This is a genomic window from Curtobacterium sp. BNK-1 (assembly GCF_048685235.1).
GTDB classification, from domain to species: Bacteria; Pseudomonadota; Gammaproteobacteria; order Enterobacterales; family Enterobacteriaceae; genus Pantoea; species Pantoea agglomerans.
The window spans coordinates 1,321,033-1,333,441 of the sequence record NZ_JBLQTJ010000001.1 but is presented as its reverse complement, the minus strand read 5'-3'; the positions used below and the strand labels follow the sequence as shown (position 1 = coordinate 1,333,441).

Here is a 12,409-nt window from a genome sequence, read left to right as displayed (position 1 = left end):
CAAGGTAGTGATAGCGCCGGGCAGTCACTGCTTACCACGACGCCTTATGAGCCAGCCAGCGTTCCTGAAGCGCACTCAGTTGCTGAGCATTATTTTTCCAGCGATGCGTTCCCCGCAGTTCATCGCGGGTAAACCTGCCCTGATGATACAGCTGTGTAACCCGCTCTGACCCGACCGGGATCAGGTTATCCAGTACACTGATGGCACCCTGACGCTGATTGCAGACCAGAATCATGTCACAGCCCGCGGAAAGGGACTGCTGCGCCCGCTCAGGATAGCTGCCCATCACCGCTGCGCCCTCCATCGACAGATCGTCGGAGAAAATAATACCGTCAAAGCCCAGTTGCTCACGCAGCACGGTTTTAAGCCAGTATGGCGAACCACTGGCGGGCAGCGGATCAACTTCGGAGTAGATGACGTGTGCGGGCATGATGGCGTCCAGTGCCTGTTCGGTAATCAGCTTGCTGAAGATTGCCATGTCATGCTCACGCAGCGTCTTTTCGTCCCGCGGATCGCGTGGGGTCTCTTTATGCGAATCCGCACTCACCGCACCGTGACCCGGAAAATGTTTACCCGTAGTCTTCATGCCCGCCTCGTGCATCCCGGCAATAAAGCGGCGGGCGACATCAAGGGCGATGGCCGGATCGGCATGGAAAGAACGGTCACCAATCGCGGCGCTGATATGACCAATATCGAGTACCGGCGCAAAGCTGATATCGATATCCATGGCGATCATCTCGGCCGCCATTTGCCATCCCGCCTGTTGCGCCAGTTCACCGGCGGTATCCAGGTCGTGCAACGCAGCAAAAGATTGCATGGCAGGCAGTTGGGTGAAGCCGTCACGGAAACGCTGCACGCGACCTCCCTCCTGATCCACCGCCACCACCAGCCGAGTGTGAGAGGCGGCGCGGATCTGCCGCACCAGCTCAGCCAGCTGTGCGGGATCATGATAATTTCGGGCAAATAAAATTAAACCGCCCACCAGCGGATGCTGCAGGATGTCGCGCTCTTCGCCATCCAGTTCATAACCCTCGACGTCAAGCATCAGTGGGCCGGGTAAATCTGATCTCATATCATGAATCCTGTAGCGAAACGCACCTGCGTAACGCGATTAAATCTGTTCCCAGCTCTGTCGAGCCAGATGTTGTAATGTGTCGTCGTCACGCTGACCGGCACGGAGCTGATACCAGCTGGCCATCAGCAACTGCAGCCAGGGCTGCCAGCGTCTGACCTGCTGCACCAGCGCGGTAAGCGGCAACTGCATCGCCGCGGCATACTCAGCCAGCCACTCGGCATGGTGCTGCGGATCGCTGGCACAGACAGCCGCCAGCTCCAGCGCCACGTCGCCATCGGCGGCATACTCCCAGTCGATCAGACGCAGACCTTCGGGACCTTGTATGACATTTCCGGCATGCAGATCCATGTGCAGCGGAGCCAGCCGCAGCGGGTGAGGTTCACCCTGCTGCGTCAGACGCCTGAGCGCCCGCAACCAGCGGTGATGCCGCTGTGGAGTGAGCTGCCAGTAGCGCCATAACAGCGGCAACAACTGCAGACGATAGCCGGTCAGCGGCTGCTGATGCAGCTGCTGTAGCAGTGCCACGATCTGTGGACGCTGCTGGCTGAAACGGTGTTCATCCAGCGCTTCGCCTGCGCACCAGGTCAGGATGATTCCCTGACGATGGCCCGCCACGGGCTGCGGTGCCACTCCGCTGGCTTGCAGTTTGCGTAACAGACGGAATTCGCGCTGCCGATCCACAAACGGAATAACAGGTTGCGGTGCCGCCCGCGCGATAAAAGTTCCGCGCGGGCTGACAATCTTCTGGCTGTGCCCGGTCAGACCGGCAAGCGGGATAAAGGATGTCTTTTCTGGTTCGCCGGTGACCTGCTGAATCATCCGCTGGAAAGCGGGATTAATTCTGTGCAATGCCGTTGCCGGACCAGATGATCTCACCGGTCTGGACCAGCATCAGTTGCATTTGCAGCGTCGGCGCTTTGACATCGCCACGCGCGTTGCTGTAGAGCACATACTGAGCATTAACGTTACGCGCCAGGCCAATCGCTTTACTGCGCGAGTTCAGGCTGTCATCCGGCGATAATCCCAGCGTCTGCTTGGCCTGCGCCAGTTGGTCAGCAGAAACCAGGGTGAATTTGCCGTTGTTATTCAGCGCATTCTGGATAGCTGCCGTCGCTTTCTCGCTTTGCAGCGCACCGTTGGTGCTGTTTTTAACCCGATCCACCAGCAACACGCTGCCCGGCTCGGCGCTGGCGGCCTGCAACATCTGCGCCACCAGCGGCTGAACGCTGGCATCCCAGTTGATAGTGACCAGTTTCGGTGGCTGCGGCACAGGCTGCGGTTGCGGCACCGGTTCAGGTTGTGGAACGGGCTGCACCGGCTCCACAGGCTGGGTCGGTTCAACCGGTGCAGGCTGCTGCTGTTTCACGACACAGCCGGTCAGAATGAGCGCCATCAGTATCGCTCCGGTACGATTAACACTGCGTATCACGTAGAAAATCCTTAAAGATAGAGATAAAGACGAACCTTGCTGGCCGTCAGGTTACCCAGTTGCGAAGTGGCGATAATGCTGCCCTGCGCCGGAACGGTAACGGTCTGCGCCGGTTCCTGCGGGGTGATTTCCAGCCCTTTGTCGTCATACCAGTAGTAACGATAGTGCACAACAACCGGTGTTTCGCGCTGATTATAGAGCACGCTGGTGGCACGCTTCAGTCCATCGTTCTCATCCAGCGTCGGTTCATCGGTAATGATCCCTGCCGACAACACAGAGGACTCCATCACCAGCGACTGTGACGTATTGATCATCGGTTTATCACTGCTGCAGGCCGTCAGGCAGAGCAGGATCGGCAGGCCAGTCAGCCAGGATCGCATAGCACGCTTCCGTTATCAGGTCAGTTAGAGAGCATCGGTCCCAGCGGTTCACCGCCCAGCAGATGCATATGAATGTGATAAACCTCCTGACCACCATGTTGATTGCAGTTCACAATCAGACGATAACCATTTTGATCGATACCTTCCTGACGGGCGATTTTCGCCGCGGTAGTAAACATACGTCCCAGCGCATGCTCATGCGCCGCTTCCGCCTCGTTGACCGTTGGGATCAGCACATTCGGCACGATTAAAATATGGGTCGGCGCTTTGGGCGAAATGTCGCGGAAGGCAGTGACCAGCTCATCCTGATAAACCACATCAGCGGGGATTTCGCGGCGGATAATTTTACTAAAAATGGTTTCTTCTGCCATGGTGCAATTCCTTTAGCCTGAGTCTTAATCAATCAGTATGCGGGAGAAATTTGTTTTCTTTCAACCTCAGGACCACTTTTCTTGCATTGTTCGCCTGCCTTTGCAGCAGCCCCCTCTCTCCGTGACCCGCACGCTGTTCAGAATGCTAACAACGCCCCTGCCACACCAGAAAATGAAACGCTGTTTTATAAATTAGAATTTCGCCACCCTTTTCTTTGTATGACTGCCACTTCAGCGCCAGCACTTGCCAAATTGCGAAGGTTTAGCCGACCCGTCAGTTCTACTTTGCTAACCAGTCCGGGTGAGATGACCGGCGTCACCAGGGATAAACCGCCATAAACATCAAGGAGCATCAGACATGCGCTCACGTAAAATTGGTCTTGGCCACTATCTGGCCTACGGTTCCGGAGATTTTCTTGGAGCAGGCACCACGGCGCTGACCGCCGCCTGGTTGCTCTATTTTTACACCACCTTTTGTGGGTTAACCCCGATTCAGGCCACGCTGATCTTTGCCGCTGCCCGCGTGCTGGATGCGATAGTCAGTCCGCTGATGGGCTTTCTGACCGATAACTTCGGTTCGACCTGGCTGGGCAAACGCTTTGGCCGCCGCAAATTCTTTATCCTGCTCGGCATACCCTCTGTATTCAGTTATAGCCTGATGTGGCTCAGCGACATGAGTTTCTGGTGGTATCTCTGCACGTATCTGTTGTTTGATATCGTCTACACCATGATCCTGGTGCCGTATGAAACGCTGGTGCCGGAAATGACCGACGATTTCAAACAGAAAACCCGCTTCTCCGGTGCCCGCATCGGCCTGGCACAGCTGTCGGCCATTCTGGCTGCCTTTTTACCCGGTATTTTGCTGGGTATGCTGGGCAAAGATAATCCTCTCTCCTTCTTCTACGCCAGCCTGGTGTTTTCGGTAATCTGCGCGCTGGTGCTGACGCTGGTGTGGTGTTTTACCTGGGAGCGTCACCCCGATGACTTTTCCGCCGAGTCACGCCGTGCAGAACAGGAAAAGCAGCAGCTGACGCTGATGCAGAATCTCAAGCGGCTCTATGTCGAGCTGGCTTCAACCTTACGCATCCGCATCTTCCGCCAGCACCTTGGCATGTACCTCGGCGGCTATATCGCCCAGGATGTGTTTAACGCCGTCTTTACCTGGTATGTGGTATTTGTGCTGATGCAGAGCGCTCAGGTCGCCTCCAGCCTGATGGGCACCATGGCGGTGCTGCAGTTTATTGCCGTGATGGCGATGATTCCGCTCTGCATCCGCATGGGACCCGCGCCCGCCTACCGTCTGGTGGCTGTACTGTTTGGACTTGCGGCGCTCTCTTACGCTGGATTGTGGTATGCCGGAATGAACGACAACATGTCACTGCTGCTGGTGATCTCCGCCCTGGCAGGCCTGGGACGTGGCGGCATCAACTATGTGCCGTGGAACACCTATACCTATATCGCCGATGTGGATGAGGTGATCACCGGACAGCGCCGTGAAGGGATTTTTGCCGGCATCATGACCCTGACGCGTAAAGCGTCGCAGGCTGGCGCAGTTATGCTGGTCGGTATCGTGCTGCAGCTCTCCGGCTTTGTTTCTGGCCAGGCGACCCAGGTACCCGGCGTCAGCCACACTATTCTGGCGATTCTCAGCATTGGCACTGTGGCCGTACTGGCCTGCGGCTTTATCGTGTCACTGCGCTTTAAGCTTAATCTGCAGACCCACACTGTGCTGCGCCAGGAGACGCTGAAGATGCGCGACGCGGGCCGCATCGTGCCGGAAAGCATCACGCCGGAAGCACGCGGAATTGTAGAAACGCTGGCTGGCATGCCTTACGAAAATCTTTGGGGCAACAACAACATTGGCTTCCTTAATCGTAATAAGCCAGCGCCGGAAAAATTGTCCGCACATCCCACTTTAAACCCTTCTTTAAACCCGACCTTAAAACGACAGGAATAAACCATGACTGTATTTCCCGTTAAACACAGCAAATTATTGTGCCAGCCCGAACATCTGTTGCCACGCAGCGAACTGGTACAGCTGATTCAAAAGCTGACACAGAATCTGGTTAACATCACCGATGAGACAGGCGAATTTTTATTACGGCTGGACGATGGCCGGGTGATTGATACCAAAGGCTGGGCGGGTTGGGAATGGACACACGGCATCGGTCTGTATGGCATGCTGCACTACTATCAGCAGACCGGTGACCAGCAGACGCTGGCCATTATTGATGAGTGGTTTAGGCAGCGTCTGGCGGAAGGCACGCCGACCAAAAATGTGAATACCGTTTGTCCTTTTCTGACGCTGGCCTACCGTTACGAAGAGACCGGGAATCCGGCCTGGGTGCCGGTGCTGGAGCGCTGGGCAGAATGGGTTATGTATGAGATGCCGCGTACCGAACAGGGCGGCCTGCAGCACATTGTCTATAACAACGAAAACCCACAGCAGCTCTGGGACGATACGCTGATGATGAGCGTGATGGCGCTGGCTAAAATTGGCCAGTTGCTGAAGCGCGATGAGTGGATTGAAGAAGCGAGTTATCAGTTCCTGCTGCACACCCAGTATCTGATGGATCGCAAAACCGGCTTATGGTTCCACGGCTGGAACTTTGACGGCCGCCATAACTTTGCTGATGCACGCTGGGCGCGCGGTAACAGCTGGGTGACGATTGTCATTCCCGACTTCCTGGAGATGATGAACTGGCCTGAGCATCACGCTACCCGCCGTTTTCTGCAGCAGGTGCTGGAGACCCAGGTTAAAGCGCTCAGGGAGTGTCAGCACAGCAGCGGATTGTGGCACACCCTGCTTGATGATCCGCACAGCTACCCGGAAGCCTCCGCCACCGCCGGGTTTGCCTATGGCATTCTGAAAGGGGTTCGTAAACGTTATCTGCCCGCGGAGTATCGCGAGGTGGCAGAAAAAGCGTTGCGCGGCGTGATTGCCAATATTGATGACGATGGCGAGTTAAAACAGGTCTCCTTTGGTACCGCAATGGGCATGGATCTGGATTACTACCGCACGGTTCCTCTGACCTCTATGCCCTACGGCCAGGCGATGGCCCTGCTCTGCCTGACAGAGTATCTGCGCGTTTACCTCTGAATCCCGGCCAAAAAAAAGCCCCGCTTAGCGGGGCTTTTTCATCGCTGTAAATCATTACATGCTGCGGATGTAATCATCCATATCGGTTTTCAGGTTATCGGATTTAGTCCCGAAAATCGCCTGCACACCGGAACCGGCAACCACCACGCCACGGGCGCCGAGGTTTTTCAGTTCAGTCTGATCCACTTTCGCCACATCGGCGACGCTGACACGTAAACGGGTGATACAGGCATCCAGGTTGGTGATGTTCTCTTTACCACCAAACGCCGCCACCAGTTTGCCCGCCATCTCTGTACCGGTCGCGGTAGATTGCTCGCTGCTGCTGCTCTCTTCACGGCCAGGTGTTTTCAGATCCAGCTTCGCGATCAGTACACGGAATATGGTGTAGTAAACCAGACCATAGATGATACCAACAATCGGGAACAGCCAGATTTTACTGCTGTTGCCGCTCAGGACGATAAAGTCGATCAGACCGTGAGAGAAGCTGGTGCCATCACGCATCCCAAGCAGGATACAGATTGGGAATGCCAGACCCGCCAGCAGCGCATGGATCACATACAGGATTGGTGCCACGAACATGAATGAGAATTCAATCGGTTCGGTGATACCGGTCAGGAATGCGGTCAGCGCGGCGGAGATCATGATACCGCCCACTTTGGCGCGATTTTCAGGCTTCGCTGAATGCCAGATAGCAATCGCTGCCGCTGGCAGACCGTACATTTTGAACAGGAAGCCGCCAGAGAGTTTACCTGCGGTCGGGTCACCCGCCATATAGCGCGGGATATCACCGTGGAACACCTGACCTGCCGCATTGGTGTATTCACCGATCTGCATCTGGAAAGGAACGTTCCAGATGTGATGCAGACCAAATGGCACCAACGCACGTTCAATTACGCCATAAATACCAAAGGCGACAACCGGGTTTTGATAGGCTGCCCACTGCGAGAACTCCTGAATCGCGGAACCTATCGGTGGCCAGATAAAGGAGAGCAGCACGCCGAGAATGATAGCTGCCAGACCGGAAATAATCGGCACAAAACGCTTACCGGCAAAGAAGCCCAGATATTCTGGCAGCTTGATGCGGTAGAAGCGATTAAACATGTAAGCGGCGATGGAACCGGCGATAATACCGCCCAGCACCCCGGTGTCGGCGAGGTGTTTAGCCTCGATCTCCGCCGCAGGCAGATGCAGCACCAGCGGGGCAACCACCGCCATGGTTTTCACCATGATGCCATAGGCAACAACCGCTGCCAGCGCCGAAACGCCGTCATTATTGGTAAAGCCCAGCGCCACACCAATAGCGAAAATCAGCGGCATGTTGGCGAACACCGATCCACCCGCTTCTGCCATCACATGCGAAACCACTGCAGGTAACCAGCTGAAATTGGCTGAACCGACCCCTAACAAAATACCGGCAATCGGCAGAACCGATACCGGCAGCATCAGCGATTTACCGACCTTTTGAAGGTTGGCAAAAGCATTTTTGAACATAGCGTGAAGCTCCTGAGTAAGAGTGCATATTTGCGCAGTGCGCGTGGCAAAGAGGGAGGATTCTTTGCCGGGCTGGCGGTGACCGCCTTTTGATTTATTACGAAGGGTAAAATAATTCCCGATTTGTTACTTTGACGGGTATCACGTTTCGACAATCACAAGGGCGCACTTTACGAAATTTCTTACTGATCCGCACCAGTAATCGGCGATAAAAAGCTGACCCTGTCTGAAAAAACAGGGTCATATACGCAGGTTACAGATTAATTACAGAGGCTGAAATAATAGCTGATCAGGCGCCCAGCTGGCTCATCGGGATATGAAACAGCGTTGAGAAGTTTTGGGTTGTTGTGGCTGCCAGCGTTTCTAAATCCACCCCTTTTAGTACAGCCAGATATTCGGCAACATCGCGCGTATAAGCGGGCTGATTCTCTTTACCACGGAAAGGCACCGGGGCCAGATAAGGCGAATCCGTTTCCACCAGCATCCGATCCAGCGGCACATAGCGTGCGGCTTCACGTAACTGCTCGGCATTGCGGAATGTGACGATGCCGGAAAAAGAGATGTAGAAGCCCATATCCAGCAGTTTTGCTGCGGTGGGCTGATCCTCAGTGAAGCAGTGCAGCACGCCGCCGCAACGTTCAACCTGCTCTTCACGCAGAATCGCCAGCGTATCTTCGCGGGCATCACGGGTGTGAACAATGATCGGTTTGTTCAGCGCAATACCGGTACGGATATGTTCCCGGAACGAGCGCTGCTGCTGATCTTTTGTTTCTGGCTGATAGTGATAATCCAGCCCGGTTTCTCCCAGAGCCACCACCTGAGGATCGGCAGAGAGCCGACGAAACTCCTCAACATCATAGGCCTCTTCCTGATTCAGCGGATGCACACCGCAGGAGAGCGCTATATTTTTCCGTTCGCCGACCAGACTTTTAAGGGTATGAAAACCCGGCAGCGTGGTGGCGATTGCCAGCATAAATTTCACATCACGCGCCGCCGCTTTGGCGATCACATCATCCAGGTCACGATGGTTCTTTTCATAGTCCAGGCCATCAAGATGGCAATGGGAATCCACAATAAACATAATTACTCTCAGATAGGTTTAGCCGACAAGCGCGGGCTTCTGTTTGTCCGCCCAGCTCAGAAGCTGATCGGTCAGCAATAATTCGCGATTCACCGATGCCACATGCAGTAGCTGCTCGCGACAGCGCATCCAATCCTGGAGGCTGCTGTTGAGCGCGCTGGCAGAAAAGTATCCGGCCAGCAACTGCACCACATCCTGACGATCGATATTACTCAGCCACTGACCTGCATGTTGCTGCCACTTCATTGCATCCAGCAGCAAAGAGAGCAGCCAGCCGATACGCGCTGCCGCGTCGTCGGCGTTCAGCGCAGGCAGCAGTTGCAGGATGTCCTGCTGCAACGCAGCGGACAGCGCATCGCAGAGCTTCTGCCGGGCCTGCCACGGTCCGTTTTCCAGCAGGCTCAGCGCCGCACCGGGTGCACCTGCGCTCAGACGCAGAGCCGCCAGCAGCATCTGTTCGTCGTGCGCAGCGTGCTTCTTCAGCCAGAGCAGGCTTTGTCCTTCGTCCGGCGGCGTCAGATGCAGCGCCATGCAGCGGCTGCGCAGCGTGGCCAGCAGGCGCGAGGGATCCCGGCTGCTGAGGAAGAACCAGCTGTTGGCTGGCGGCTCTTCCAGCGTTTTCAGCAAGGCGTTGGCCGCCGCTTCCGAAAGCTGCGCGGCATCCGGCAGCCAGACCACTTTCGCGCCGCCCTGCTGACCAAAGTGGTACATTTTTTCCGTTACCTGCCGCACCGCGTCGATGCCCAGGGTACTTTTGCCCTTCTCCGCCTCAAGCCGATACCAGTCAGGATGGGTATTGGCCTGCATCAGCTGGCAACCGTGACACTGTCCGCAACTTTTCAGGCCATCCCGCTGCTGGCACATCAGCCAGCGGCTCATCCCCCAGACCAGCGCCTCATCGCCCATACCTGCCATCGCCTGGATCAACAACGCATGGTGAGCGCGATTCTCCTGATGCTGGCCAATCACCTGGCGATAAGGCTGATTCAGCCACGGATACCAGTGCATCACGCCTGCTCCGCCAGCCAGCCATCCAGCGCCGCCTGAAGTGACGCTGTCACATCGCCCAGTGATTGTGTCGCATCGATGGTGATGATGGTGGGGTCCTCCGCTGCCAGCGCCAGATAGCGCGCGCGGGTGCGTTCAAAGAAGCGCAATGACTCCTGCTCAATGCGATCCAGCTCACCGCGCGCACGGGCGCGCTGCAGACCGATGTCGGGTGTCACATCAAGATAGAGCGTGAGATCGGGACGGAAATCGCCTAAGACGGTATCACGCAGCGTCTGCATCAGACCGGCGTCAACTCCACGTCCGCCTCCCTGATAAGCCTGAGAAGAGAGATCATGACGGTCGCCGATCACCCAGGCACCGCGCGCCAGCGCCGGTTTAATGACCGTTTCCACCAGCTGAACCCGCGCCGCATAGAGCATCAGCAGTTCCGCTTTATCTGTAACCTGCTCGCCCTCAATACCCTGCTTAACCAGCATCCGCAGCTGTTCTGCCAGCGGCGTTCCGCCAGGCTCACGGGTAAAGACCAGATCGTGAATGCCCCGGGCACGCAGCGTGGCGACGATGGCATCACGCGCGGTGGTTTTACCGGCGCCTTCCAATCCTTCAATGACGATAAACTTACTGTTCATTTTTTTCCTTTAGCGTCTGCCGGTAAACCTGCACCGCCTTGTTATGGCTGGCAAGATTAGTCGTAAAGGTATGGCCGCCCTTGCCGTCCGCAACAAAGTAGAGATAGTTGGTTTTCTCGGGATGAGCCGCTGCCTGCAGAGAGGCTTTACCCGGCATGGCGATCGGACCCGGCGGCAGACCGTTAATGATATAGGTATTGTAAGCGCTGGCCGTCTCAAGATCTTTGCGGGTCAGCGTCCCGTTATAGCTGTCGCCCATGCCATAGATGACGGTGGGATCGGTCTGTAACCGCATACCGGTGCGCAGGCGATTGATAAATACCGAGGCTACGCGCGCGCGCTCCTCGCTGACGCCGGTCTCTTTCTCAATGATTGAGGCCATGGTCACCAGATCCTGTGGGGTTTTATAGGGCAGATTATCCGCCCGTCCCTGCCACACCTCAGCAATGGTTTTTTTCATCCGCTCATGAGCGCGCTGTAGCAGCGCCATATCGGTGGTGTTAGCCGTGTAAAGCCAGGTATCCGGGAAGAAGTTGCCCTCCAGCTGCTCAGGCTCCACTTTTAGTGCGCTGGCAAGGGTGGCGAACTGATCATCTTTCAGGGTATGCCGGATATAAGGCGCTTTGCGCAGCTCACTCAGCCACTCTTTCAGCCGCTGGCCTTCCACGAACCGCACCGGGAACTGCGCCTCTTTACCGCTGGCCAGCAGCTGTAACAGCGAGCGCACCGTCATGGTCGGCTCAAGGCGATAGGTACCCGCCTTGAAGGTAGCCAGTTCAGGTTCCAGACGCAGCAGCGCGCCAAACCAGATACTGTGCGGAATAATCTTCTGCTCTTCCAGCTGCGCTTCAAGTGCGACCCGGCCCGTGCCGGCAGGCAGCGTGTAGATCGTTTCCTGCTGCAGGGTTAACGGGGTGGCCGCAAACCGCTTAACCTGCCAGTAACTCAGCACAGCCGCGAGACCCACGATCGCCAGCAGGCTGACGACGATTTTTTTGCTTCGAATCATGATGCATCCATTATCTTTTCACAGCTTGCGCGCAACTGATTAAACAGCGAACGCTCAGTAAACTCTACCGCTTCTATCTGTCGGACCGGCAGGACCGGCATCAGCGCGTTACATATCACCACTTCATCGGCGGCCAGCAGCTGCGCCGGTTCGCTTTTTATTACCTGGCAAGCCTGGCCTGCGGCAGCAAGTTGCGCCATCAGACTTCGCCGCATAATGCCATCCACACCCGACGCTGATAGATCAGGCGTGAAAATTTGCGAGCCCTGACGCCAGAATAAATTGGCCGCACAGCATTCCACCACCCAACCTTCAGTGTCAAGCACCAGCGCCTCGTCGGCGTCTGTCTGGTCAAGATGAGCTCTGATCATCACCTGCTCCAGACGATTAAGGTGCTTGATACCGGCAAACTGTGGATTACGTGCCAGACGGACCGGGCTGAGCCGGAGTGACACGCCACGCTGCTGTAAATCGGAGTAGTGTTGCGGCCAGGGCGCCAGCGAGACAATTCGCGTGGGTTCACCACAGCCGCGCCGGCTGTAGCCCCGTCCGCCGCTGCCCGTGCTGATAATCACTTTTAGCACCGCCTGGGTTTGTTGCTGCGCGGCCTGTCGCATTTCAGTCTCAAGCTGAAGCCAGTCGACGCCATCAATCCATAACCGCTCACAGCCCTCTTTGAGGCGCTGAATGTGACTTTCCAGCAGCACGATTTTACCCTGACGCACGGCGGCGGTAGTAAAACAGCCATCCCCAAACTGCAGGCCGCGGTCGCTGGCGGCCAGCATCGATTGTTTTAACCCGTTAATCCACATGGTTCTCTCCTGAGCGTGACT

General features: G+C 56.2%; 13 protein-coding genes. 2 read left to right on the top strand and 11 right to left on the bottom strand.

Annotated features, from left to right (window positions below; translation table 11 throughout):
* Nucleotides 1-31: 31 nt before the first annotated feature.
* From nagZ to hinT, 5 genes are read right to left on the bottom strand one after another with little or no spacing between them, the layout of a single operon-like run.
* Nucleotides 32-1,072, bottom strand: coding sequence for a beta-N-acetylhexosaminidase (gene nagZ / locus ACMGGP_RS06395; RefSeq protein WP_022625859.1), 1,041 nt, complete (start codon nucleotides 1,070-1,072; stop codon nucleotides 32-34).
* Nucleotides 1,073-1,111: 39 nt separating this feature from the next.
* Nucleotides 1,112-1,924, bottom strand: a complete 813-nt coding sequence (gene thiK / locus ACMGGP_RS06390) for a thiamine kinase (protein WP_498798273.1) — start codon at nucleotides 1,922-1,924, stop codon at nucleotides 1,112-1,114.
* Nucleotides 1,911-2,468, bottom strand: coding sequence for a penicillin-binding protein activator LpoB (gene lpoB, locus ACMGGP_RS06385; RefSeq protein ID WP_010246306.1), 558 nt, complete (start codon nucleotides 2,466-2,468; stop codon nucleotides 1,911-1,913). Before lpoB ends, thiK begins: the two co-directional genes overlap by 14 nt.
* 47 nt (nucleotides 2,469-2,515) lie before the next feature.
* Entirely contained in the window at nucleotides 2,516-2,884 is a 369-nt protein-coding gene (locus tag ACMGGP_RS06380) for a YcfL family putative periplasmic lipoprotein (RefSeq protein WP_010669861.1), read from the bottom strand.
* Nucleotides 2,885-2,904: 20 nt separating this feature from the next.
* Nucleotides 2,905-3,255 carry a purine nucleoside phosphoramidase gene (gene hinT, locus ACMGGP_RS06375; protein ID WP_009090851.1) on the bottom strand — a complete coding sequence of 117 codons (351 nt, stop codon included), beginning with the start codon at nucleotides 3,253-3,255 and terminating at the stop codon, nucleotides 2,905-2,907.
* A 358-nt stretch (nucleotides 3,256-3,613) separates the two neighbouring features.
* On the opposite strand from hinT, the gene ACMGGP_RS06370 reads away from it, so the two are divergent.
* A complete protein-coding gene (locus tag ACMGGP_RS06370; RefSeq protein ID WP_010669860.1) occupies nucleotides 3,614-5,212 on the top strand; it encodes an MFS transporter in 1,599 nt (532 codons plus the stop codon).
* Nucleotides 5,213-5,215: 3 nt separating this feature from the next.
* On the top strand, nucleotides 5,216-6,355 hold the full coding sequence (bglB, locus tag ACMGGP_RS06365) for a beta-galactosidase BglB (RefSeq protein WP_498798272.1): 1,140 nt from the start codon (nucleotides 5,216-5,218) through the stop codon (nucleotides 6,353-6,355).
* 54 nt (nucleotides 6,356-6,409) lie between these two features.
* On the opposite strand, the gene ptsG is transcribed toward bglB, so the two are convergent.
* The 6 genes from ptsG to pabC form a co-directional block, all read right to left on the bottom strand.
* Entirely contained in the window at nucleotides 6,410-7,846 is a 1,437-nt protein-coding gene (gene ptsG, locus ACMGGP_RS06360; RefSeq protein WP_010669858.1) for a PTS glucose transporter subunit IIBC, read from the bottom strand.
* A gap of 289 nt (nucleotides 7,847-8,135) precedes the next feature.
* Complete coding sequence (locus ACMGGP_RS06355; RefSeq protein ID WP_033757273.1) at nucleotides 8,136-8,927, bottom strand: metal-dependent hydrolase; 792 nt, start codon at nucleotides 8,925-8,927, stop codon at nucleotides 8,136-8,138.
* Nucleotides 8,928-8,945: 18 nt separating this feature from the next.
* Complete coding sequence (gene holB / locus ACMGGP_RS06350; protein ID WP_010246320.1) at nucleotides 8,946-9,935, bottom strand: DNA polymerase III subunit delta'; 990 nt, start codon at nucleotides 9,933-9,935, stop codon at nucleotides 8,946-8,948.
* Entirely contained in the window at nucleotides 9,935-10,567 is a 633-nt protein-coding gene (gene tmk / locus ACMGGP_RS06345) for a dTMP kinase (protein ID WP_010246322.1), read from the bottom strand. The genes holB and tmk overlap by 1 nt, the downstream gene beginning before the upstream one ends.
* Complete coding sequence (gene yceG, locus ACMGGP_RS06340) at nucleotides 10,557-11,576, bottom strand: cell division protein YceG (protein ID WP_010246324.1); 1,020 nt, start codon at nucleotides 11,574-11,576, stop codon at nucleotides 10,557-10,559. The genes tmk and yceG overlap by 11 nt, the downstream gene beginning before the upstream one ends.
* Complete coding sequence (gene pabC, locus ACMGGP_RS06335; RefSeq protein ID WP_089414327.1) at nucleotides 11,573-12,388, bottom strand: aminodeoxychorismate lyase; 816 nt, start codon at nucleotides 12,386-12,388, stop codon at nucleotides 11,573-11,575. The genes yceG and pabC overlap by 4 nt, the downstream gene beginning before the upstream one ends.
* Between the last annotated feature and the right edge of the window lie 21 nt (nucleotides 12,389-12,409).